At 53.9% G+C, this 23,051-nt stretch carries 19 protein-coding genes; 2 read left to right on the top strand and 17 right to left on the bottom strand.

What is annotated here, in order from left to right:
* Positions 1-59: 59 nt before the first annotated feature.
* Positions 60-4,679: a glutamate synthase large subunit gene (gene gltB / locus M2298_RS10810; RefSeq protein ID WP_280648497.1), complete on the bottom strand. Its 4,620-nt coding sequence runs from the start codon at positions 4,677-4,679 to the stop codon at positions 60-62.
* 122 nt (positions 4,680-4,801) lie between these two features.
* On the opposite strand from gltB, the gene gltC reads away from it, so the two are divergent.
* Positions 4,802-5,704 carry a glutamate biosynthesis transcriptional regulator GltC gene (gene gltC / locus M2298_RS10805; RefSeq protein ID WP_122965455.1) on the top strand — a complete coding sequence of 301 codons (903 nt, stop codon included), beginning with the start codon at positions 4,802-4,804 and terminating at the stop codon, positions 5,702-5,704.
* A gap of 202 nt (positions 5,705-5,906) precedes the next feature.
* On the opposite strand, the gene M2298_RS10800 is transcribed toward gltC, so the two are convergent.
* From M2298_RS10800 to M2298_RS10755, 10 genes are all read right to left on the bottom strand, one after another.
* The gene (locus M2298_RS10800; protein WP_173599514.1) at positions 5,907-6,446 is read right to left on the bottom strand and encodes a GNAT family N-acetyltransferase; all 540 of its coding nucleotides are present in this window, start codon (positions 6,444-6,446) and stop codon (positions 5,907-5,909) included.
* A 29-nt stretch (positions 6,447-6,475) separates the two neighbouring features.
* Positions 6,476-7,366: a MetQ/NlpA family ABC transporter substrate-binding protein gene (locus M2298_RS10795; protein WP_122965453.1), complete on the bottom strand. Its 891-nt coding sequence runs from the start codon at positions 7,364-7,366 to the stop codon at positions 6,476-6,478.
* A gap of 58 nt (positions 7,367-7,424) precedes the next feature.
* Positions 7,425-8,093: a methionine ABC transporter permease gene (locus M2298_RS10790; RefSeq protein ID WP_122965452.1), complete on the bottom strand. Its 669-nt coding sequence runs from the start codon at positions 8,091-8,093 to the stop codon at positions 7,425-7,427.
* Positions 8,090-8,875, bottom strand: coding sequence for a methionine ABC transporter ATP-binding protein (locus M2298_RS10785; RefSeq protein WP_122965451.1), 786 nt, complete (start codon positions 8,873-8,875; stop codon positions 8,090-8,092). Before M2298_RS10785 ends, M2298_RS10790 begins: the two co-directional genes overlap by 4 nt.
* 9 nt (positions 8,876-8,884) lie before the next feature.
* Positions 8,885-10,042, bottom strand: a complete 1,158-nt coding sequence (locus M2298_RS10780) for a M20 peptidase aminoacylase family protein (RefSeq protein WP_280648496.1) — start codon at positions 10,040-10,042, stop codon at positions 8,885-8,887.
* Between the two features lie 43 nt (positions 10,043-10,085).
* A complete protein-coding gene (locus M2298_RS10775; protein WP_242771222.1) occupies positions 10,086-11,441 on the bottom strand; it encodes an LLM class flavin-dependent oxidoreductase in 1,356 nt (451 codons plus the stop codon).
* Between the two features lie 56 nt (positions 11,442-11,497).
* Positions 11,498-12,340, bottom strand: coding sequence for a MetQ/NlpA family ABC transporter substrate-binding protein (locus M2298_RS10770; protein WP_122965448.1), 843 nt, complete (start codon positions 12,338-12,340; stop codon positions 11,498-11,500).
* Positions 12,341-12,375: 35 nt separating this feature from the next.
* Complete coding sequence (locus M2298_RS10765) at positions 12,376-13,026, bottom strand: methionine ABC transporter permease (protein WP_122965447.1); 651 nt, start codon at positions 13,024-13,026, stop codon at positions 12,376-12,378.
* On the bottom strand, positions 13,026-14,048 hold the full coding sequence (locus tag M2298_RS10760; RefSeq protein ID WP_141254259.1) for a methionine ABC transporter ATP-binding protein: 1,023 nt from the start codon (positions 14,046-14,048) through the stop codon (positions 13,026-13,028). Before M2298_RS10760 ends, M2298_RS10765 begins: the two co-directional genes overlap by 1 nt.
* Before the next feature lie 241 nt (positions 14,049-14,289).
* On the bottom strand, positions 14,290-14,550 hold the full coding sequence (locus M2298_RS10755; protein WP_274873994.1) for a glutaredoxin family protein: 261 nt from the start codon (positions 14,548-14,550) through the stop codon (positions 14,290-14,292).
* A gap of 377 nt (positions 14,551-14,927) precedes the next feature.
* Between M2298_RS10755 and M2298_RS10750 the strand changes: the two genes are divergently transcribed.
* A complete protein-coding gene (locus M2298_RS10750) occupies positions 14,928-15,941 on the top strand; it encodes an LLM class flavin-dependent oxidoreductase (RefSeq protein WP_274873995.1) in 1,014 nt (337 codons plus the stop codon).
* Positions 15,942-16,112: 171 nt separating this feature from the next.
* Here M2298_RS10750 and M2298_RS10745 read toward each other — a convergent pair whose 3' ends face one another.
* From M2298_RS10745 to M2298_RS10720, 6 genes are all read right to left on the bottom strand, one after another.
* Positions 16,113-17,465: an LLM class flavin-dependent oxidoreductase gene (locus tag M2298_RS10745; protein ID WP_274873996.1), complete on the bottom strand. Its 1,353-nt coding sequence runs from the start codon at positions 17,463-17,465 to the stop codon at positions 16,113-16,115.
* Between the two features lie 190 nt (positions 17,466-17,655).
* A complete protein-coding gene (gene ybaK, locus M2298_RS10740; protein ID WP_122965498.1) occupies positions 17,656-18,120 on the bottom strand; it encodes a Cys-tRNA(Pro) deacylase in 465 nt (154 codons plus the stop codon).
* Positions 18,121-18,298: 178 nt separating this feature from the next.
* Positions 18,299-19,288: an ABC transporter substrate-binding protein gene (locus M2298_RS10735; protein ID WP_280648495.1), complete on the bottom strand. Its 990-nt coding sequence runs from the start codon at positions 19,286-19,288 to the stop codon at positions 18,299-18,301.
* 254 nt (positions 19,289-19,542) lie between these two features.
* Complete coding sequence (locus M2298_RS10730) at positions 19,543-20,529, bottom strand: helix-turn-helix domain-containing protein (RefSeq protein WP_122965442.1); 987 nt, start codon at positions 20,527-20,529, stop codon at positions 19,543-19,545.
* A gap of 142 nt (positions 20,530-20,671) precedes the next feature.
* A complete protein-coding gene (locus tag M2298_RS10725; RefSeq protein WP_255679058.1) occupies positions 20,672-20,797 on the bottom strand; it encodes a hypothetical protein in 126 nt (41 codons plus the stop codon).
* A gap of 61 nt (positions 20,798-20,858) precedes the next feature.
* Complete coding sequence (locus tag M2298_RS10720) at positions 20,859-22,676, bottom strand: APC family permease (RefSeq protein WP_122965441.1); 1,818 nt, start codon at positions 22,674-22,676, stop codon at positions 20,859-20,861.
* Positions 22,677-23,051 lie beyond the last annotated feature (375 nt).

Below are 23,051 nucleotides of genomic sequence, written 5' to 3'. Positions count from 1 at the left end.
CCCGAGTTGCCGCTTTCCTTCCTATTTATTGCCAGAGCGAATTTATTGCCGGAGCGAATTTATTGCCCTACCGACACGCCGACTTGCTCAGGCTCCTTTTTTTTCGGTGCTTTTGCTTTTTGTTCGCTCTTCTTTTGGTTCATTTCGAATGCGGCCAAGATCGCTTCCTGGCGCTTCATTCCGGATTTCTCCAGCTCTTCCATCGTCAAGACGATTTGCTTGTAGTCCTTTGGAATTACTTTGACGAACTTGGCGACGGTTTGCTGCCATTGATCCAAGAGTGCTTTTGCCAGCGGACTTCCTGTGAAAGCAACGTGATTTTCCAGCAGTTTTTTGACAGCGGCAATCTCGTTCTGGTCGTCCAGCTTTTCCAAAAGAACCATTTCCTGATTGCAAGTTGCCGCAAAAGCCGCTTTGTCTTCTGCCAGCACGTAGGCGGTTCCGCCCGACATGCCCGCCGCAAAGTTTTTGCCGACCTGACCGAGCACCACGACACGTCCTCCGGTCATATACTCGCAGCCATGGTCGCCGACACCTTCGACAACGGCGGTGACACCACTGTTTCTCACGCAGAAGCGCTCGCCTGCCAGGCCGTTGATGTACGCTTCGCCAGAGGTCGCGCCGTAGAAGGCGACGTTTCCGATGATCATGTTGCGCTCAGGGGCAAAAAGGCTCTTTTTCGCTGGCGCGACGACGATTTTTCCGCCAGACAGCCCTTTGCCGACGTAGTCGTTCGCATCGCCTTCCAGCTGCAACGTAATGCCGCGCGGAACGAATGCGCCGAAGCTTTGACCAGCCGAACCGTAGAAGTCCAGGCGAATCGTATCTTCCGGCAAGCCGTGCAGACCGTATCTTCTCGTCACTTCGCTGCCAAGGATCGTCCCGACGACGCGGTTTGTGTTGCTGATCGGCAGCCTTGCCTGGATGTGTTTTTGTTTTTCCAGCGCTGGCTTGCACAATGCGAGCAAGCTTTGGCGATCCAGCGTCTCCTCCAGCTTGTGATCTTGGTTGCGCTGATGGTATCTGCCGACCTCGGCGGAGACGGCTGGCTGGAACAAAAGTGCGGACAGGTCGATATGTTTCGCTTTCCAGTGCGCTTTCGTTCTTTCGCTTACGGTGAGAATCTGGCTCTGGCCAATCATCGCTTCGATGGAGCGGAAACCGAGCTGGGCCATGATTTCGCGCACTTCGCGAGCGACGAGGCGCATGAAGTTGACGGCGTGCTGCGGATCGCCCTTGAAGCGTTTGCGCAGCTCGGGGTTTTGCGTGGCAACCCCGACCGGGCACGTATCCAGATGGCAAACACGGGCCATGACGCAACCGATGGAGACGAGCGGAGCCGTCGCGAAACCGAACTCTTCCGCTCCGAGCAAGGCAGCGATGACGACGTCGCGGCCGGTCATGAGCTTGCCGTCTGTCTCCAGCACGACGCGATCTCGCAGCTGGTTGAGCAACAGCGTCTGATGCGTTTCCGCCAAGCCCAGCTCCCACGGCAAGCCAGCGTGCTTGATGCTCGATTTCGGCGAGGCACCCGTCCCTCCGTCGTGACCGCTGATGACAATGACGTCTGCCAAGCCTTTTGCCACCCCGGCGGCAATCGTTCCGACGCCTGCCTTGGACACGAGCTTCACGCTGATGCGAGCGCGCGGATTGGCGTTTTTCAAGTCGAAAATCAGTTGCGCAAGATCCTCAATCGAGTAAATGTCGTGGTGAGGCGGCGGCGAAATCAGTCCGACACCTGGCGTCGAGCCGCGCACTTCGGCAATCCACGGGTACACCTTGCTGCCTGGAAGCTGTCCGCCTTCCCCTGGCTTCGCTCCTTGCGCCATTTTGATCTGGATTTCGGAAGCATTGACCAAATAGTGGCTGGATACGCCAAATCGTCCGGAAGCGACCTGCTTGATGGCGCTGCGGCGCAAGTCTCCGTTTTCATCCGTCGTGTAACGGGTCGGGTCTTCTCCCCCTTCACCGCTGTTGCTTTTCGCTCCCAGACGGTTCATGGCAATCGCCAGCGTCTCGTGCGCTTCCTTGCTCAGCGAGCCGTAGGACATCGCGCCCGTTTTGAAGCGGTGGACAATCGAGTCTACCGATTCGACTTCATTCAACGGAATCGGCTTGCGATCCGATTGGAAATCGAGCAGGTGGCGCAAAGCGGAAAACGGCTGCTCCCCCGCCATTTCGGCGTAAATTTTGTACTGCTCGTAGCTGCCTTCGCGGCATGCTTTTTGCAAAGCGTGCACGGTTTTCGGATTGAACAGATGATACTCGCCGTCGCGCCGGAATTGGAAGTCGCTGCCTGCGTCGAGCTTTTCTTCGGAATGTTCTGGCGAAAAGGCTTGCGCGTGGCGGAGCAGCGTCTCCTGGGCGATCACATCGAGCGAGATGCCCGAGATTTGCGAAGGCGTGCGGGTAAAGTAACGGTCGATGACAGCGGAATGAATGCCGACCGCTTCAAAAATTTGCGCGCCGCGATAGCTTTGGATCGTGGAAATGCCCATTTTCGACATGACCTTGACGACGCCTTCGATCGCCGTTTGCAAGTAAGCCTCAATCGCTTCCTCGACCGTCACTTCTTTCAGCTTGCCAGCAGTGATCAGGTCGAGCACGGAGGCAATCGCAACGTACGGGTTGACAGCATCCGCGCCGTAGCCGATCAGCATGGCGAATTGATGCACGTCGCGCGGTTCGCCCGATTCGACGATCAGGCTGGCTTTCGTGCGGGTTCCCTGGCGTACCAGATGGTGATGCAAGCCGCTTGCAGCAAGCAAAGCCGGAATCGCCGCCCAGTCGGCGTTCAAGCCGCGGTCAGACAAGATCAACAAGGTGTATCCAGCTGCAATCGCCTCATCCGCTTCGGCAAACAAGCCTTCCAGCGCTTCCTCCAGCGCGCGATCTCCGCCGTCTGCCTTGAAAAGAATCGGCAACGTCTTCGCCTTGAACTCTTGGTACGGATTGGCGCGAAGCTGTGCCAGCTGCTGATTGGACAAAAGCGGATTGGTCAAACGGATTCTGCGGCAATTGGCTGCGGTCGGTGCCAACAGATTGCCTTCCGCCCCGAGAACCGTATGGGTCGATGTGACACAAGCCTCGCGCAGCGAATCGATTGGCGGATTCGTAACTTGCGCGAACGATTGTTTAAAGTAATGATACAGCAGCTGCGGACGGTCTGACAGCACAGCGAGCGGCGTGTCGACGCCCATCGAGCCGATCGGGTCTTTTTGTTCTGCGACCATCGGCGCCAACATTTTGTCCAGCTCTTCCTGCGTGTAGCCAAATGCCTTTTGGCGCGCCAGCAGTTCTTGACCTGCCAGATCGTCGGGAGTGCCTGCTGCCGGCAGTTGTTCCAACGGCTGCAATTGCGTTTTTACCCAGTCGCGGTACGGCTGTTCGCTGGCGATTTGCCGCTTGATCTCTTCATCCGAGACGATGCGGCCTTCCTCCAGATCGACGAGCAGCATGCGGCCGGGGCTGAGGCGTCCTTTTTGCACGATTTTTTCTTCCGGTACTTCGAGTACGCCTACTTCCGACGAGAAAATGATCGTGTCATCTGTCGTTACGTAGTATCTCGCCGGGCGCAAGCCGTTCCGGTCGAGGATCGCCCCGATTTGTCTGCCATCGGTAAAGGAAATGGCGGTCGGGCCGTCCCACGGTTCCATCAAGCAGCTGTGGTATTCGTAAAAAGCTTTTTTATGTTCATCCATCTGCTCATCCTGATCCCACGGTTCGGGAATCATCATCATCGCGACGTGCGGCAACGATCTGCCAGCCAGCGAGAAAAATTCCACGCAGTTGTCGAGGATAGCCGAGTCGCTTCCTTGCATATCAATGACGGGAACCACTTTTTCCAGATCGCGTCCAAACAGAGCCGACTCGAACATTTTTTCGCGGGCCATCATCCAGTTCACATTGCCCTGCAACGTGTTGATTTCCCCGTTGTGGATCAGATAGCGGTTCGGGTGCGCTCTCTCCCACGTCGGAAAGGTGTTCGTGCTGAATCGCGAGTGCACCACGGAAAAAGTAGAAGTGTACGAATCTTCTTGCAAATCAAGGTAAAATGCGTCAAGCTGTCCTGGAGTCAACAGTCCTTTGTAGACGATGGTGCGGGAAGACATGGACGCTGCGTAGAAGCCTTCGCCTGCCGCTTGCTCCATCTGCTTGCGAATGACGTACAGCTTCCGTTCAAACGCCATCTGGTCAGCTAAATCAGCACTCGCTCCGATAAACACCTGACGGACAAAAGGCTGGCTGGCTGCGGCCGTTTTGCCGATCTTCGTCCCATCGACGGGCACCGTGCGGAAGCCAAGCAGCTTTTGACCTTCTGCCGCAATAATGGCGGCCAGTTTCGCTTCGTATTGCTCGCGCAGCTGTTCATCCATCGGCATAAACAGCATGCCCACGCCGTACTTGCCTTGCGCCGGAAGCTGGAAGCCCAACTCCTTACAGGCTTTTTTGAAAAAGGCGTGCGGAATTTGCGTCAAAATTCCGGCTCCGTCACCCGTTTCCGGATCGCTGCCTTGCCCGCCGCGATGCTCCAGCTGGCAAAGAATTTTCAAGCCGTTTTGCACCATCTCATGCGTGGCTTTTGCTTTCAAATTGGCAATAAAACCGATTCCACAAGCGTCGTGCTCGAACATCGGATCGTATAAACCTTGCTTCGCAGGCATTCCATTTCTCGTCATTTGTCTCCACTCCCTTGCTCTCTCTGTTAACTCAATTTTAGATTGAGTGAACCGATACAAACAATATATAATTTACTCAATATTAATCTCAAAACGAGATTGATCGGGAATGGGGGGTCTTCATGGAGCTTCGACAGATTCAATACTTCATTGAAGTAGCCAAACGCGAGCATTTCACTGAAGCTTCGCACAACTTGCACGTGGCCCAATCTGCGCTGAGCCGGCAGATCGCCAATCTGGAGGAAGAGCTTGGCGTCTCCCTGTTTATCCGCGAAGGCCGCAACGTCAAGCTGACAGCCGTAGGCAGAATCTTTTTGCAACACATGGAAATGGCTGTGAGCGAAATCGAAAAAGCCAAGCAAAAAATTGACGAATTTCTCGATCCGGAGCGCGGGACGATCCGCGTCGGGTTTACGAGCAGTCTGGCTGCCAATCCGCTGCCAACGGTCATTTCCGGCTTTCGCGCAAGGTACCCGGATATCGGCTTTCAGTTGAAGCAAGGCTCTTATCAGGGGCTGATCGACTCCGTCATCAACGGCGAGATCGACCTGGCTTTTCTCGGCCCGGTTCCGACCCAGGAAAAAAACGTGCGCAGCCATATTTTTTTCGCCGAAAACATCGTCGCGCTGCTGCCCGCGAGACATCCGCTCGCCAAACAGCCGAATTTGCGACTGAATCAGCTTCAGGAAGATACGTTCGTCCTGTTCCCGCCCGGTTTTATTTTGCGAAATATCGCGGTCAACGCCTGTTCGCAAATGGGCTTCGCTCCCAAAGTCGCCTTCGAAGGGGAGGATATTGACGCGATCAAGGGACTCGTCGCTGCAGGGCTTGGCGTCACGCTTTTGCCTGAGCTGACCTTGACGGATAACGTGCCGCGCGAGACTGTCAAAATTCCGATCAGCGAGCCGCTCGTCCAGCGTACGGTCGGCATCATCATCCCGAACAACCGGGAGCTGCCCCCTTCGGAAAAGCTGTTTTACCACTTTTTAAAGGAATTTTTCGATGTGCTGAGCAAGTACAGCTGACCCACGTAATGAGACAGGCAAAAAAACAACCCTGATGACGACTTGCTCTCATCAGGGCTTTCATATGTGCGGGATGGGGGATAATCGCAGCTTCGCGCTATTTGGTGTTGGCTGGGAGTAAGACTCCTTGGCACGCTATTTGGTGCCGGATACGAAGCACTCGCTCCCTAACACGCTATGTTGGTTGCTCAGCTTGCCTGCGTCAGCCCACCCTCGCCTCGCCCAGCCGCAGCCAATAGCTTTTGACGTGTGTTTCCCCGTTGAAAAAGTCTTTCTCGACTGCACGAGCGAATCCGAGTCGCTCGTACAGCTTGACGGCCGCCGCCATCATGTCTGTCGTGTGCAGGTGCAAGGTCGCCGCTCCCAGGTCGCGGGAGCGCCGGACGACTTCCTCGATCAGCCGTTCGGCGATTCTGTTTCCTCTCGCTTTTGGCGATACGGCCAGAAACCGGATGATCGGCGTATGAATTTCCAGCTCAGGCCGATTGTACGCCGACTGCGCCGAAGCGAACAACTGGACGCTGCCGACGATTTCATCGCCCCAGTCTGCAACAAGAAAAGCAATCGTCTGGCGCCCTTGCGCAGATTCTTCGATCTCCTGCTTGTAGCGCGTCCATCGCTCTACCGACAGCAGCTGCTCGTACTGCGTGTACGCTTCGAGCAAATGCTGTTTGATCTGCTCCTGATCCTCGCCTCGTGCATCGCGGATGCGAATGGCTTTTGCTCGCTGATTTTCCTTCATGGTCGACTTGCTCCCTTCTCCCGGACCAGTTAAAAAGCGGGAACGACAGCGACACCGTATTTGTCTTCGATGAACTTTTTGACCTCAGGTGAAGTAAGAACGGCATCCAGCTTTTTGATCTCGTCCCGGTTTTCGTCGCCTTTGCGAACCGTAATCACGTTGGCGTATGGCGAGTTCGCCCCTTCCCGGAACAGAGCGCTCTTCGGATCGATTTTCGCTTCCAGCACGACGTTTGTATTGATCACCGCGCCAGCGAGGTCGGGCAAAACTCGCGGCAATGTGGATGCTTCCGCTTCGATGAACTCCAGTTTTTTCGGATTCTCCGCGATATCCTTTGGCGTCGCCTGATAGGTTGTCAGACCGTCTTTCAGCTTGATCCAGCCTTGTTCCTGCAACAAGATCAACGCGCGGTATTCGTTGGACGGGTTGTTCGGAATGCCGATCTTCGCCCCTTCCTGAATCTCGTCCTTGGATTTGAGCTTGTCAGAGTAAAACCCGATCGGTTCTACGTGAACTTTTGTCGTCACCGCAAAGTCATAGCCTTTTTCGGTTTTGATCGAATCCAAATACGGGACGTGCTGGAAAAAGTTCGCGTCGATCTGCTTGTCTTGCAAAGCCGGATTCAGCTGTCCCTCGTCATCGAGAACGACGACTTCCAAATTCACGCCCTGCTCTTTCAGCTTTGGCTTCACGAACTCCAAAATTTCCGCGTGCGGGACAGGGGCCGCGCCAACCTTCAAAGTGACTTCTTTGGCTGGTTCTGCCGCCTGCCCGGAGCCGGACTGGGCTGGTGCTGCGGGAGCCGAACTGGACGACTGGCTGCCCGATGCGCCGGAACCGGAACCTGAGCCGCACCCTGCTGCTACCATGCTGAATGCGACAAGTACACTAAAAATGACCCCAAGACCTTTTTTTCTCATACGTTCCACTCCTCTAGTGATGAATCTCTGATTTCTTTTTTGGTCACGCTTGCTTTGTTTACTCGAATTTGTACCGCTTCTTGTTGATCGATTTGACGAGCAAATCGCCTGACCATTGAATGATTTGCACGAGCAAAATAATGAGCAGGACTGTGGCTATCAGCACATCCTCGCGAAAGCGCTGATAGCCGAAACGGATCGCCAGGCTGCCAAGCCCGCCTGCCCCAATCGCCCCTGCTACAGCCGTAAACTCGGTGATCCCGATAATTCCGATCGTAATTCCGCGCACGAGGGCTGGCATCGCCTCGGGAATCAGCACGCGAAAAATGATCGTGAACGGAGTAGCCCCGACCGCCTTCGCGGCCTCAATCTTCCCGGCGCTCACTTCTTTCAACGCGCTTTCGATAATTCGTCCGAGAAAAGGAGCGGCACCGATCGACAAGGAGACAATCGCCGCCGTTGGCCCAAGCGTCGTACCGACGATCAGGCGCGACAAAGGCAACAGCAGGACGATCAAAATGATCAATGGAAGAGAGCGGACACCGTTAATTACGGTACTGATGACCTTGTTCAGCTTCGGCGCTTCGAGAATGCCTCCTTTGTCGGTAACAACCAGCGTGACTCCAAGCACGACGCCCATCGCGAGCGCAAACAAAGACGACCAAAAAACCATGTAAAGCGTCTCCAATAGCCCTTCCCAGAGCAAGTCAATCAGATCGTTGTTCATATGCCTGCCCCGACTCCTTCCATTACGCTCCGCTTCTCCCGGTAATGATCGATAATATGGACGAAGCGCTTCGCCGTGTCGCTTTCCGGGTTGAGGAAAAATTTCTCCACCGTCCCGGTTTCGACGATCCGGCCATTTTCAATTACCGCCATGTTGTTGCACACATGCTGGAGTACGTCCAGCTCGTGGGTAATGAGCACGATCGTCAGCTTGAGCTGGCGGTTGATCTCGCGCAAAAGCTCCAGGATGGAATAAGTCGTCTGCGGATCGAGAGCGGATGTCGCTTCGTCGCTGAGCAACAGATCAGGCTGGTTGACGAGCGCGCGGGCGATGCCGACGCGCTGCTTTTGCCCGCCGCTCAACTGAAACGGATAGACGTTCTCCTTGTCGCCAAGCTGCACCAGGTCGAGAATTTCTCGGACTCGGGCGCGGATGAACGGCTTCGGATGCCCCGCCACCTCCAGCGGAAAAGCGACATTTTGAAAAACGGTGCGCGCGTCAAGCAGGTTGAATTGCTGAAAAATCATGCCGATTTTTTGCCGCGCCTGCCGCAGCTCCTTCTCCGGCAAATCGGTAATCACTTTTCCCCCGATCTCGATGGTGCCCGAATCCGGCTCTTCCAGCCGATTCAAGCAACGGATCAAGGTCGATTTGCCCGCCCCGGAAAAGCCGATGATTCCGAAGATGTCGCCCTTGGGGATGAACAGATCGATGTTTTGCAAAACGGGAATGACGCCTTTGGCGGTTTTGTATGATTTGCTCAAGTTGCTAATGTGGATCATCTGCTACTCTCACCCGCCTTTCAGAGCACGCCAGGCCAGCTCGGCAAAATAGTTCGCGCTGATCGCAATCGCCCGTTCATCTACGGTAAATCCGGGATGATGCCATTCGTTTGTCCCGGATGTTCCGACGAAAACGAACACGCCGGGAATTTTTTGCTGATAATAGGCGAAATCTTCCCCTGCGGCGGACGGCTCAGGCGTGACGACTTGCAAGCCGAGCTTCTCCGCTGTTTCGGCCGCCAGTTTGGTCAAAGGGCCGTCGTTTTGCACGGAAGGCGGGCCTTTGAACCAGCGCAGGCTCACTTTCGCCCCGTATGCCGCAGCGACTCCCTCGATGATCGCCCGAATGCGCCCCGGGATTTTCTGCCGGACTTCCTCCTGAAACGTGCGGACTGTGCCGCCGAGAGCGACCTTATCCGGGATCACGTTCCAGGTCGTCCCTCCGTGGATCGTCGTCACGCTGACAACCGCATTTTCCAGCGGGCTGACGTTGCGGCTGACAATCGATTGCAGCGCGGTCACGATCTGCGATGCGGCGACAATCGGATCGATTCCGGCGTGAGGAATTGCCGCGTGTGTACCGAGCCCTTCCACCTCGATATCGAAGCCATCGACACTCGCCATCAACGCTCCCGGCTTGATCCCGACGGTCCCGACTTCCAGATCAGGTTTGTTGTGCAGCCCGAAGATCGCTGTCACGTCGTCCAAAGCGCCCTTTTCTATCAAAAGCGCGGCGCCCGTACCTTTTTCTTCTGCCGGCTGAAACAGCAGACGCACCGTTCCGGGCAACTTTTCCTCCTGCTGCTTCAGCAAAAAAGCAGCGCCCAGGATGACGGCGGTGTGAAAGTCGTGCCCGCAAGCGTGCATGTTTCCGACGATGGTCGAGGCATAGGGCAGCCCCGTCTCCTCCTGAATCGGCAACGCGTCGATGTCGGCGCGCAAGGCGATCACAGGGCCAGCGTTTTTGCCCCCGATTTCCGCCACGACACCTGTTGCCAGCGGCAGCTCGATCAGGCGAATCCCCGCTTCTGTCAGCCACTCCCGAATCGAACGGGTCGTTTCAAATTCTTCGTAGGCCACTTCCGGGTATTGATGCAACTGTCTGCGAATCGCGATCAGCTTTTGCTCCCAATCGGTTCGTGTCAGCTCCTGCGTTTCTGTGCTCATCCTGAACCTCTCCTTTCTTCTGTCACCTGACCTGCTGCTACGTTCAGGACTCGACTTCGCTTAATGCCCGGCTGCGCACGGCCAAGCGGTTGTACGGTTTTTCCAGCCCGAGATGCTCCCGCAGCGTATCGCCCTCGTAATCGTGGCGATACAAGCCTCTTTCCTGCAACAGCGGGATGACTTTGTCCACGAAAGCTTCCAAACCTTGCGGCAAAACTGGAGCGATGAACATGAAGCCGTCTGCCGCCCCTTGGGTAAACCACTTTTCCAGCACGTCGGCAATTTGTTCCGGCGTGCCGATCAGCTCGCGATTGGGGCCGCCTTCGAGCAGGGCGTACAGCTCGCGCAAAGTCGGATTTTTTTGGCGGATCAAATCTGTCATCCACTCAAAATGACTTTGAATCCCGTTGTCTTGCGGGAACTCCACTTCTTTTGCCGGGGTGTCCAGCGAGTATTTGCTGAAATCGACCTTGCCCAAGTAGCCGGACAAAAAGCGCAGCCCTTGCTCCGGCAAAAGCAAGTCGTGCAGACGGCGATGGATCGCTTCCGCTTCTTCCTTCGTATCCGCGACGATCGGCGAAATGCCTTGCAAAATATGCAGCTGGTCAGGCGTGCGACCGTAATCGGCCAGCTTGCTTTTCAAGCTGCGGTAAAATGCTTTGGCGCGTTCAAAATCTTTGACATGCGAGAAGACCACTTCGGCGGTACGCGCTGCCAGCCTTTGTCCTGGCTCAGACGCGCCTGCCTGCACGATAACGGGTTGCCCCTGTCTCGATCGGCCGATATTCAGCGGCCCCTGGACCGAATAGTACGTTCCTTTGTAATGGAGTCGATGCAGCTTATTCGGGTCGAAAAAGACGCCCGTTTCCTTGTCCTGGACAAAAGCGTCGTCTTCCCAGGAATCCCACAAGCCTTGAACGACATCGATGAACTCCTCAGCCCACTCGTAACGGTGATCGTGCTCCAGGTGGTTATTGCGGCTGAAATTGCGTCCCGTTTCCCCGGTAGCGTCTCCGGTCGTCACCATGTTCCAGCCCGCGCGGCCGTTGCTGATGTGGTCGACGGAGGCGAACAGGCGCGCGAGATTGTACGGTTCGTAATACGTGGTCGACGCTGTGGCGACCAAGCCGATTTTACTGGTCGCGCCAGCGAGGGCAGCGAGCAATGTCGTCGGCTCGAAACGGTTCAAAATATTCGGGTGCGAGTCTTCGTTCACCGCCAGGCTATCCGCGATGAATGCGATGTCGAACTTGCCCCGCTCGGCTGTCTGCGCCAAATATTTGTAGTATTCAATGTCAATGCTGGCATTTTTTCGCGCTTCCGGCAGACGCCAGGAGGCGACGTGAATCCCGGTCCCTACCAGATAGGCGGACAAGTGAATCTGTCTTTTTTGCGGCATGGCACTGCTCCCCTTCCTCCTGAAATAAAATTTGCTGCCTTGCTGTTCAAACGGCTTTACGGCTTGCTTTTAAACGCGTCTTTGAAGTTTTTCAGCTCCTCGACCGTCACTTGTGTCGGAATGTAGTTTCCTTTATAAGTCTGGGTGATAAAATCCGATACTTCTTTCGATTGGTACACGGCGACCAGCTTTTTCAACTCTTCGCGGTTCTCGTTTTGCTTGGTGGTCGCGATCACGTTAATGTACGGCTTGGCGGTTTTGCTTTCGTGAAAAATGGAGTCTTTGAGCAAAAAGCCCGCTTCGACCGCCGTCCCGTTGTTGATGATCGAAGCGGCCACGTCTTTCATGACGCGCGGCGTAGTCGCCGGATCGACCGGAACGATTTCCAGCTTTTTCGGATTTTCTTTGATTTTGTCTTGGCCGCCGAAGCCGTCAAAGTTGTCAACGACTTTGATCAAGCCCGCTTCCTGGAGTAAAAGCAGCGAGCGGCCCCAGTTGGAATCGTCGTTCGGCAGGGCGATTTTTGCCCCGTCCGGAATTTCTTCGATTTTTTTGTACTTGTCGGAGTAAATGCCCAGCGGCGCGATGATCGTCGAGCCGACGGGAACGATTTCCGAGTTGTTTTTCGTATTGAACTGATCGAGAAAAGCGACGTGCTGGAAAGCGTTGGCGTCGATCTCGCCTTCCAACAGCACCGTATTCGGGTTGACGTTGGCATTGAATTGCACCAGTTCGATGGCAAGCCCCTGTTTGGCAGCCTGCTCCTTCACGAACTCCCACGTCCGCGATTCCGAGCCGCGAATCCCGATTTTCAAGCTTTTTTGGTCTGCTGCGCTTCCGCACCCTGCGGCGACAATCGTCACGAGGGTCAGCAGTATGGAAATGGCGAGCTTTTTCATCGTTGGTTTCTCTCCTGTCTTTTGCGAGGTTTCGATTAATTTCGGCGGATTTTCCGGGCGAACACGTTGCCCAATGATTGAATGCCCTGGACGAGCACGACCAAAATGATGACCGTTGCCACAATCGTGATCGTGCTGAAGCGTTGGTACCCGTATGTAATCGCCAGGTCGCCAATTCCTCCGCCGCCAACCGCTCCGGCCATCGCTGTTGCACCAATCAGTCCGATCGTTGCAGTCGTAATGCTGAGGATCAAAGACCCGAGTGTCTCGGGAATGAGGAAGCGGAAAATGATTTGCAGCGGAGTCGCTCCCATCGCCTCGGCTGCTTCAATAATGCCGGGGTTGATTTCCAGCAGCGAGTTTTCCACCAGTCGGGCGATGTACGGCCCCGTGTAGATCACGAGCGGAACAATCGCCGCAGTCGTCCCGATGGACGTTCCCACCACCAGACGTGTGAACGGAATAATCGCCACCAGCAAAATAATGAACGGCACAGAACGCAGCACGTTGATCACCGGATTCAAGGCCGAGAAGATCGCCGAATTTTCCAAAATGTGCCCTTTTCTGGTGACGACGAGCAAAATGCCGAGCGGCAAACCGATCACGGTCGCAAACACCAGTGACACACTTACCATGTAGACCGTTTCATACAGCGCCTGAAAAACTTGCTCAGAACTGACTTCCATCACGAAACAATCTCCTTCACCGTCACATTTTGTTGCTGAATGTAGTGATACGCGCGGGCTATGTCCGCCTCGTTGCCAGCAAGCTCCACGATCAGATTGCCAAAAGGCACGCCCGCAAGCTCTGTGATGCTGCCAAACAGTACATTCACGTCGCTGTTGAAGCGTTTCGCCACCTGGGAGAGCATCGGCTGTCCCGTACTTTCGCCGATGAAGTGAATCTTGATAATTTTCGACTTGCCCCGTTTGGCTGCGAGCAGCTTGTGCACGCTTGGCGGAATATCATCGCGCACGACTGATTTGACAAAATTGCGTGCCACTTCCGTCTGCGGATTGGCAAAAACATCGAGGACGCTGCCTTGCTCGACAACCGCCCCATGCTCCATGACGGCCACGCGATTGCAAATCTCCTTGATGACGTTCATTTCATGCGTGATCATCAAGATCGTGATGTTGTACTCTTTGTTCACGCGCTGCAACAGTTGCAAGATCGATTCGGTCGTCTGCGGGTCGAGTGCGGATGTCGCCTCGTCGCTCAACAAAATCGACGGGTTGGTCGCAAGGGCACGGGCGATCCCGACACGCTGCTTCTGGCCGCCGGAGAGCTGGTTCGGGTAACTGCCCGCTTTGTCCGTCAAACCGACGAAAGACAGCAGCTCGTCGACTCGCTCGCGAATCTGTTTTTTCGGCGTGTCGCCGAGCACCAGCGGCATCGCTACATTGTCAAACACGGTTTTGGTCTCCAGCAGATTGAATTGCTGAAAAATCATGCCGATGTTTTTCTTGACGCTTCTCAGCTCTTTGACCGAAAGCTTGCTCAAGTCTTTTCCGTCGACAATGACGGAGCCAGCTGTGGGACGCTCCAGCAAATTGACGGTGCGCAGCAAGGTGCTTTTTCCTGCCCCGCTAAAGCCGATGACGCCAAAAATGTCGCCTTTTTCCACCGTGAGCGTGACGTCTTTCAACGCTTCGACGGTTTTGCCGCCGCTTTCAAACGTTTTGCTTACTTGCTGAAAAGCGATCATGCCCTCTTTCGCCTCGCTCGGGCTGCCAGCCGGCGACTGCTCCTTCCAAACCGCCGCTCCGATTCCCATCCAATCTCCTCCTAGCCAAGCTGACTTTTTCTTTGGAAACACGTCGGGACTTTTTCCTGAAAAGGAATGTGACCGCAAGCGGTCTGTCGCCTTATCGATCCGGTTATGGGAAGTTGCTTCCGCTGCCTTTTGTCTTTTGTGCGGTTGTTCGGGCCGGGAAGCAACTAACGAACTAACGATCCAGGAGTGACTCCAGCCGATCCAGCTGGTTGTAGAGCAAGGCTTCATATTTCCCCTCGCCGCCAATCTCCACCAGCGGAATCAAGCGCGTGCCGTACTTGACTTCCAAAACGTCGCGCAACACGTCTTTTCCTGCTACATTGATCCATTCGTACGGCTGGTTGTTCGTTTCCAAAATAGCTTTCACATTTTCACAATAGGAGCAACCTTCTCGCCCCCACACGACGACTTTTTTCTCCTGTCCATCAGACACTTCCATTCCCTCCCTATCTTCTCGCTGCTTTTTCTCTCCGTCTCCGGTAAACAAAAAGACTTCCTGCTGTATGATGCCAAGCAGGAAGCCTCTCCAGTGGTCTGGTCGATGACTTTTTAAATTCTTATCGGATTACTAGGGATATTATCATTCCCAATCTGTTTCGTCAACGGATTTTTTCTGCGTAAATTCAACGTACGGTCTGCAGGCATTTTTCACGATTGCATTGACAGCGGCATACGTTATCGTTAAAATCCGAGTAAACAACTAAGGAAATAAGCTGACTGGACCACCAGAAGCCCCTTCGCGATTTTTACTTGCAAGGGGCTTTTTGTGTTTGCTTGACCTTAGAATCGCATCGTTAGGGGAGAGAAACCGTGGCACTTACTTTGAGCATTCTCGATCAAAGTCCGATTCAAGAAGGAGAAACAGCAACAGAAGCCCTCCAGCACACGATTGAACTGGTGCAAAAGGCGGAAGCGTGGGGCTACCATCGGTTCTGGGTGGCGGAGCATCACGACCTCGATCATGTCGTCGGCTCATCGCCAGAGGTGCTGATCGCTCATCTGTTGGCCAAAACAAGCCGCATCCGCATCGGCTCAGGCGGCGTCATGCTCCAGCATTACAGTCCTTATAAAGTAGCGGAAAATTTTCACGTCCTCGCTTCTCTCGCTCCGGGGCGGATCGATCTCGGGATCGGCCGCGCGCCGGGTGGACTGCCGCTCTCGACCAAGGCGTTGCAGCAGCCGGGAACATCCGGCTCCTCTCTCGAAGAAAAGTTGGCGGAGCTTGAGCTGTTCCTGCACGACGAGCTTCATCCGGCACACCCGCTGTACGGCTTGAAGGCAGTGCCGATTCCGGATGAGCCAGTCGGGATCTACTTGCTGGGCACGAGCGTAGCCAGCGCACAGCTTGCCGCAGAGCGCGGAGTCCCGTATGTGTTCGCGCTGTTTATCAACCAGGACGAGACGGTTTGCCAAGCCGCCTTTGCCGCGTACCGCCAGCAGTTTCGACCAGGCAAACGGGCCACTCCGCTTGCGATCCTGGCTGTTTCCGTCATTGTCGCGCCAAGCGAGGCAGAAGCCGCCCAGCTTTCCGCCGATACGAAAGTGGCCAAAATTCATCTGAAAAGCGGGAAAATCGTCACGGTCACGAGTTTGAAAAAGGCGGAAGAGTATGGGCAGCAATCCGACGAGGACTACACGATTGAAGTAAAGGAAGCGAATGTCATTGCCGGCACAAAAGAGTCGGTGCGCGAAAAGCTGTTGGCCATCGCTTCCAAGCATCAGGTAGAGGAATTGATCATCCATACCCCGATCAAGCCATTCCAGAAGCGCTTGCTGTCTTACGAACTGTTGCAGGAAGCCTTTCTCGAATTAACGGTCAAGTAATAGGAATACGCCTTGCCTTGCCTTATCTCCATCGATGAAAAAGCTCCTTCTGATGCCTTTGGCGCGAGAAGGAGCTTTTTTTGCCATGAAAAAAGCCTGCGGGGCTGAATGAAATGCTCCCGCAGACTCGTGTCTTGATTAGCTCTTTTCCATCGGCAGATGCTTTGTGCTTTACGAATGGACGTCTGCTGCATCCGGCTTTTTGCCTTGTTCCAGCGCATAGCGATTGGCGGGAACAGAAATCCCGAGATGACCGCGCAGCGTGTCCGCCTCATATTCGGTGCGGAACAAGCCTCGCTCTTGCAAAATCGGGACGACCAGCTCGACGAAATCGTCCAAGGCACGCGGGACATTCGCCTGAACAATGAATCCGTCTGCCGCTTTTTGCAAAAACCAATGCTCAATCAGATTGGCAATATGCTCGGGAGTGCCGATGAACTCGCCTTCCGGTGTCGCCGTGTAGAGCGCGGTTTGGCGCAGCGTCCAGTTTTCTTCCCTCGCCTTTTGCTTAATTTTGTCTGTCGTGCTGCGGAAGCTGTTGCTGCCTACCTCGCCCAGCTCTGGAAACGGTTCGTCCAGCGGATATTGGGAGAAATCATGGTGGTCAAAAAATCGGCCCAAATAATACAGCGCCTGCTCAATGCCGATCAGACTGGCAAGCTCCGCATGCTTGCGCCTGGCTTCCTCTGGCGTTTTGCCGATGATCGGGTTGATCCCGGGGAAAATCAGGATGTCGTCTTCGCTTCGGCCATAGGCTGCCGCCCGCTCTTTTACTTCCCGATAAAAACGCCGGGCGTCCTCAAGCGTTTCCTGCCCGGTAAAGACGGCGTCCGCAGACTTGGCTGCCAGCTCTTTGCCGCTTTCTGAGGAGCCTGCCTGAAAAATAACGGGTTGCCCTTGACTGGACCTGGCGATATTGAGCGGGCCTTGCACAGCAAAAAACTCCCCTTGATGATCCAGGCGATGCATTTTCGCCGGATCGAAAAAGACGCCTGTTTGTTTGTCCCGCACGAAGGCGTCGTCCTCCCACGAATCCCACAGTCCTTTTGCCACCGTCAAGTACTCCTCGGCGATCCGGTAGCGCAAGGCGTGGTCCGGGTGCGGTTTGTTGCCGTAATTTTTCGCTGACCCTTCCAAGGGAGAAGTGACTACGTTCCAGCCTGCGCGGCCGCCGCTGATCAGATCGAGCGAGGCGAATTGCCGGGCTACCGTAAACGGCTCGCTGTAGGAAGTCGACACCGTGCCCACCAATCCGATCTTTCCCGTGACCCCGGCCAAAGCCGACAAAATCGAAATCGGCTCAAAGCGGTTCAAAAAATGCGGCAGCGATTTTTCGTTAATATACAAGCCATCCGCGACGAAGACGAGATCAAACTTCCCCGCCTCTGCCTTTTGCGCTTGTTGGCTGTAAAAAGCGAAGCTGACACTCGCATCCGCCTGCACATCCGGGTGCCTCCATGCTCCCATATGGCCGCCGATCCCGTGGATCATGGCTCCGAGCTTTAGCTGTCTTTTTTGTCCCATCGTCTCTCCTCCTCAATCCTACACCGTCGGCATTGGTGTTACCCGCTTTTTTTGGACGCAAAAAGGCCCCTGTAGCGAACAGGAGCCTTTGGTTGACCAATCGGCGGTAACAGATTTTCTCCGTTTAGATTATTACTATTATTCCGATGTGTCAATGAGGTTTTGGAAATCCAGACAAGACAAGAGCCTTTTATTCACTTGGCGCTCCGGAAACGTCAGCCAGCCGCCCTTTTGTCGCTTGGAGCAAACCAGCCACATCCAGCTCAATCTGCATGCCGATCTGTCCGCCGCTGACGATGATCCGCCCCATCTGTTCGGCGCTGCTGTCGACGATCGTCGTGAACAGTTTTTTCATCCCCACGGGCGAACAGCCGCCGCGCACGTACCCGGTTACAGCGGTAATGTCCTTCACCGGGATCATTTCGATTTTTTTCTCGCCAACCGCTTTTGCCGCCTTTTTCAAGTCCAGCTCGGCTTCCACGGGAATGACGAATACGTAGTAAGCACGGCTCGTCCCTTGGGAAACTAATGTTTTGTAGACGACACCCGCTTCCCTGCCGATTTTTTGCGCCACGGAAATTCCGTCAATTTTTCCGTCGTCCGTCTGGTAGGTCAGCATGGCATATTCGATCTTTTCTTTCTCCAAGATTCGCATCGCATTCGTTTTTCCTTGCTTGGCCACGGCTCGTTCCACTCCATTTCCAGTCCAGTTGAATTAAAACAAGTGTACCGAATATAGGCGAAAAGCAAAAGCCAAAAACGAAAACGCCACTGCCTAGGCAATAGCGTTTTCGCTGGTTCACGTCGAGAGCGGACGCGATTCGGTCAGGAGATTACTGGCCCATCGCCTGCATGATGTCTTCGATCCCCTGGATTTTGGCAAGCGCCATCGGGCCAGGCAAAGACGGGTCTTTCAGCTCGTACACATGATTGTTTTTCACCGCGTTCAGGCTGTTCCACACTTTGTTGTCTTTCAGAGCGGCTTTGACCCCTCCGGCGATCGGCGTTTGCCAGTTGTTGATCACAAACAGATGATTCGGGTTCAAAGCAGCCAGACTTTCAATGGAAAGCTGTCCTTGCGCCTGGTTGCCATCCACGCGTTTCAGACCGAGGCCGACGTAAAACGGGTCAAACCGTCCGTCGTTCCATGTCGTGAACGTATCTTTTTCATTGTACATCACAAACATGACCGACTCCTGACTGCGAAACGCCAGCTTCTCCTTGTATTCCGCCGATTTGCGGTCGAAATCCGCCAAGACGCTCTTCGCCTTGTCTTCCTTGCCGATGACCTGTGCGATTTGTTCCAATGTCTCGCGCCAATCGCCAGCCTGGGGAAGGATGACGGTCGGTGCGATCCGCGACAAGCTTTCGTATTGATCTGTCATGTCATTCGCCGCGATAATTACGTCCGGCGTCATCGCCAGCAGCTTTTCCAGATCGACCTCCATGCCGAGATCCGCGATGTCTTTGTTTTCCAACCGCTTGCTCAGGACGGGAAAATTGCGCTGGATCGTCGCCACGCCTTGTGCGGCGATCGGATACTCGTCCAAAACCGCGAGATAATCCACGAAGGCAATGTACGGCGTGGCGATTTTCAACGGCTTTTGCGGAATGACCGTTTCGCCAGCCAAATGCTTGATTGTTTTCGGATAGGCGACTGCGGTTGCGGTGTTATCCTGCGTGGTCGCGGCCGCAGTAGTGGCTGTCTGGTTGCTTTGCTCCCCTAGCGTTGCTTTCTCGCTGCTTCCGTTGCTGCTGCATCCTGTCACGAGCAAAGCCGCGAGGAACACGAGTTTGAACCAAAATGAGGCATTTTTTGCCATGCGCTTGTCTCTCTCCTTTTTGTGTCGATCCTTCATCTGGCAGGAAATACACACGATAATATGTGAATGAATATCATTATCACTAAAAGGTAAGATACTAAACATCGCCAGTCCGTTCCACCACCAGACGGACTACTTTGCTGGTTGTACGGATATCCTTTTCACAAAAAAACCGAGACGAGCCTCGCTGCACGAAAAAAAACCGCCCGACGCCCACATGTTAGGCATCGAACGGCTTCTCATCCCTATCCTTTTTACTGCTTCGCCCAAGCGGCTGTCTGTCTGACAAAAGCTCCCGGATTCACTCCGTACTTCTCCCGAAACGCTTCGGCGAAGTAGCTCGTGTTCGAGTAACCGACAGCGCTTGCCGTCTCGGTGACGTTCATGTCGCCCGACTGGAGCAGCTGCCACGCCTTCTCCAGCCGTTTTTCGCGCAAAAAGCCGAACACTGTGTTGTTGTACATAGCCTTGAAGCCGACCTTCAGCTTGTAATCGTTCAAGCCGATCATGCGGGACAAGGCAAGCAGCGACGGCGGCTCTGCCATGTTTTCCACAACAATGTCTCTCGCCAGCCGGATTTTTTCCCGATCGCTTTTGGAGAGACTGTCCGCCTCCGGGTTTGATTCCGTCAAAAAAGAACGAAAAGCCATCGAGAAAAGCTCCAAAGCCCCGCATTGCAGCTCCAGATTCCTCGTTCGCGGCTGCAACGCCCCCTGAATCAAGCGCTCGGCGACAACCGTAGCCGCCGGCGAGATTTTTTCTTGCCAAATCCGAAAAGGCGACTGCCCGAGAACTTGCGAGAACTCTACGTCCGTCCCCCCTTCCGCGTCGGCCATGAACTCGCGGAAAGTCGTCACCGGAATCCCGATGCCCAGCATGTAAAACGGATCGTCCCGCCTGTATTCGAAAGCCGCCTCAAACTGCCCCATGAATTGCAGCGAGCACGTTCCGGTCGTAAACTCATGCTGTCTGCCCTTGATATGCAGGGCACGAGCGCCTTGCATGCAAAAATTCAGCTCCACCATCGGGGCTGTCGTTTGCACCGAAAGCTGCTGCTCGCGATAAAAGGCGTGCTTCGCGACCACAAGCTCGATATCGTTGCGCGGGATCACCCGGCGGATATAGCCTTCTCCGTCGCTTGCGGGCACAGTGGCTGGATCCTGCTCGTTTCCGTGAGGCGCTTGTACGCCGAGCCGCTCTACATAAGACTGAAAGTTGTCATGGAAGTTTGCCGCACTCATTTTGCATGCACCTCAAGCCCAAATTCATCCAGTTCGATGATAATTATTCTCATTATTATACTGGATGAAGCTGTTTTTGGCTACCGATCAAGTGCATGGGAACGGGTGGGTGCTCGCAAGACAACCGCCCACAAAAAAGAGATTACGCCTGGGGATCGGGCAAAATTTTTGCCTGCGATTTGTCGCGCAGCAAAAGCTCAACGCCCTTGTCCACGATATCGCCAAGCGCGATTTTTGCCTGCCCATGTTCATCGCCACACAAACACAAAAAGAAAAACCTTGATCTCTCAAGGTTTTTCATCGGATGCATGCAGCAATTACTCTGTACTTCATTTCTTTAATCGATACGGAACTGTAGCGATTTTTACATCTTGGCGGGCGAACAAATACGCTCGGATCAATAAACTCGTCTGGTTATGCAACAAATTATGCCACCAGCGCTTCGTAATAAACTGCGGAATCATGACAGTCACATGATCCGTCTCTGCCTTTTTCCACTCCACCGTGTCAATAAACTTAAACAGCGGCCTAATAATACTGCGATAATGCGAACGCAAGATAATCAAGCGCACTCCGGGATTCCACAGCGCCCACTTCTCCTCCATTTTTTTCATGTCTTCATCGCTGAACCCGACGTAGACAGCGACAATGTCGTCTGACAGGGACTGAGCGTAACTAATCGTATTTTTAACCACCTGCGAAATCCCGGCCACCGGAATCACGATGACGCTCCCTTTTGGATCGGGTTTTTCTGTTTGGATATCAAGTCGCAACTCATCTGCCAGCTCTCGATAATGCTGGTTAATTTTCCGGAAGATGAAAATAACGATAGGAAGGAATACAAAAATCGACCATACTTGCGACAGTTTCGTCACCAAAAAGATCAGGCAAATCGTCAACGTCGTTAGCATTCCCAACGTATTAATGAGAAAAGGCGTCAGCCACCCAGGCGGTTTTTTCGAAATCCAGCGTTTCATCATACCTGCCTGTGACAAAGTAAACGGGATAAAGACCCCTAGCGCATACAAAGGAATGAGGTTTTCCGTTTCTCCTTCAAAAGCAATCACCAAAATGGCGGAAAGGATCGCCAAAAAGATGATCCCGTTTGAAAACCCAAGACGATCTCCCCGGACCATGAACATATTTGGCATAAATCTGTCTTTGGCTAACATAAAGGCGAGTAACGGAAAGGCCGCAAAAGCCGTATTGGCGGCCAGAAATAAAATAAGTGCAGTGACCGTTTGAATCGAGTAATACATGATTCCGCGTCCAAAAACCGCCGAAGCGATTTGAGATACCACCGTTTCCGCTCGTCTTGGCGAAATCCCGTACAAATACGCCAGCAAGCTAATGCCCATGAACATGACGCCAAGGATCAGTCCCATCAACAAAAGCGTCGCTGCGGCATTTTTCGGTGCTGGCTCCTTGAAGTTAGGAATGGCATTTGACACAGCTTCGACCCCTGTTAATGCCGAACAGCCTGAGCTGAATGCCCTCAAAAGCAAAAATAACGTGATACCCGGAACAACGGCCCCGTATTCAGGGGGATGCGCTTGGACATTTCCCGCGATCCATTGATACCCGCCGCCAATAATTAACGCAAGAATAGCGACGACAAACAAATAGACAGGATACATTAAAACCGTTGCGGATTCTGTTATTCCGCGTAAATTTAGTACCGTTACGATGGTAATCATGAACAGGGCAATCAGCACACGATGGTCATGCAGCACGGGAAATGCCGAAGTAATCGCGTCTGTGGAAGCAGACGTACTAACCGCAACCGTTAAAATGTAGTCCACAAGTAACGAGCCGCCCGCAACCAGGCCAGAAGTGGTTCCCAAATTGTCCTTTGCGACAATGTATGCCCCGCCGCCTGTTGTGTAAGCAAAGATGGTTTGGCGGTAAGACAAAATGAGTATGGTCAAAAGACCGATCACCGCAATCGATATCGGGATAGAGTACCACATTGCTGCCGCACCCAACGTAATCAACACGATGAGAATCTGTTCGGTCCCGTAAGCGACAGAAGACAGGGCATCAGATGAAAGAACAGCCAAAGCTTTGACTTTATTTAACTTTTCTGCGGCAAGCTCGCTTGATTTCATGGGTCTACCGAGTAAAAATCGCTTACATTCCGATATCATGCGTTTTCCCCTATCCAGCGTTTTCTTGGTAGTTTTCCCATTGTTACGATTAAAATTAGTTTGTTTTGTTGTTGGTGCTATCTTGCTGTCGCCTATTGGAAGCTCCCTCCGCTCGCTGCTTCCAGATTCTTTTCCAAACCCAAACGGAAGGCCCCTCGTCGCATCCTCCTTCTAATTCTTCACCGTGATACGCCCCAGTCTGCAGGCCAAGTAAAACAGGCGCCAGAACACACCTCATGTAACAGTGCGAACCTGGCAACCTCTCTTTTTTGGTATCAGCTGCTTGATTTCCGTTTCGATCTTGCTGATAGCCGCCAGGATACCGGTAATCTATTTTGGTAGGTCTTTATCTTCATCCTTGTTTCTCCCCGCCTT

Source organism: Brevibacillus sp. 1238, assembly GCF_029892995.1.
GTDB lineage: Bacteria > Bacillota > Bacilli > Brevibacillales > Brevibacillaceae > Brevibacillus > Brevibacillus parabrevis.
Note: the sequence above shows the minus strand (reverse complement) of the source record. Positions and strands in the feature narration are given on the sequence as shown.

Excerpts from the sequence above, each read along its gene's own strand:
- gltB (WP_280648497.1), bottom strand. The coding sequence starts at position 4,679 with ATGACGAGAAATGGAATGCCTGCGAAGCAAGGTTTATACGATCCGATG.
- gltC (WP_122965455.1), top strand. The coding sequence starts at position 4,802 with ATGGAGCTTCGACAGATTCAATACTTCATTGAAGTAGCCAAACGCGAG.
- M2298_RS10800 (WP_173599514.1), bottom strand. The coding sequence starts at position 6,446 with ATGAAGGAAAATCAGCGAGCAAAAGCCATTCGCATCCGCGATGCACGA.
- M2298_RS10795 (WP_122965453.1), bottom strand. The coding sequence starts at position 7,366 with ATGAGAAAAAAAGGTCTTGGGGTCATTTTTAGTGTACTTGTCGCATTC.
- M2298_RS10790 (WP_122965452.1), bottom strand. The coding sequence starts at position 8,093 with ATGAACAACGATCTGATTGACTTGCTCTGGGAAGGGCTATTGGAGACG.
- M2298_RS10785 (WP_122965451.1), bottom strand. The coding sequence starts at position 8,875 with ATGATCCACATTAGCAACTTGAGCAAATCATACAAAACCGCCAAAGGC.
- M2298_RS10780 (WP_280648496.1), bottom strand. The coding sequence starts at position 10,042 with ATGAGCACAGAAACGCAGGAGCTGACACGAACCGATTGGGAGCAAAAG.
- M2298_RS10775 (WP_242771222.1), bottom strand. The coding sequence starts at position 11,441 with ATGCCGCAAAAAAGACAGATTCACTTGTCCGCCTATCTGGTAGGGACC.
- M2298_RS10770 (WP_122965448.1), bottom strand. The coding sequence starts at position 12,340 with ATGAAAAAGCTCGCCATTTCCATACTGCTGACCCTCGTGACGATTGTC.
- M2298_RS10765 (WP_122965447.1), bottom strand. The coding sequence starts at position 13,026 with ATGGAAGTCAGTTCTGAGCAAGTTTTTCAGGCGCTGTATGAAACGGTC.
- M2298_RS10760 (WP_141254259.1), bottom strand. The coding sequence starts at position 14,048 with ATGATCGCTTTTCAGCAAGTAAGCAAAACGTTTGAAAGCGGCGGCAAA.
- M2298_RS10745 (WP_274873996.1), bottom strand. The coding sequence starts at position 17,465 with ATGGGACAAAAAAGACAGCTAAAGCTCGGAGCCATGATCCACGGGATC.
- ybaK (WP_122965498.1), bottom strand. The coding sequence starts at position 18,120 with ATGCGAATCTTGGAGAAAGAAAAGATCGAATATGCCATGCTGACCTAC.
- M2298_RS10735 (WP_280648495.1), bottom strand. The coding sequence starts at position 19,288 with ATGGCAAAAAATGCCTCATTTTGGTTCAAACTCGTGTTCCTCGCGGCT.
- M2298_RS10730 (WP_122965442.1), bottom strand. The coding sequence starts at position 20,529 with ATGAGTGCGGCAAACTTCCATGACAACTTTCAGTCTTATGTAGAGCGG.
- M2298_RS10720 (WP_122965441.1), bottom strand. The coding sequence starts at position 22,676 with ATGATATCGGAATGTAAGCGATTTTTACTCGGTAGACCCATGAAATCA.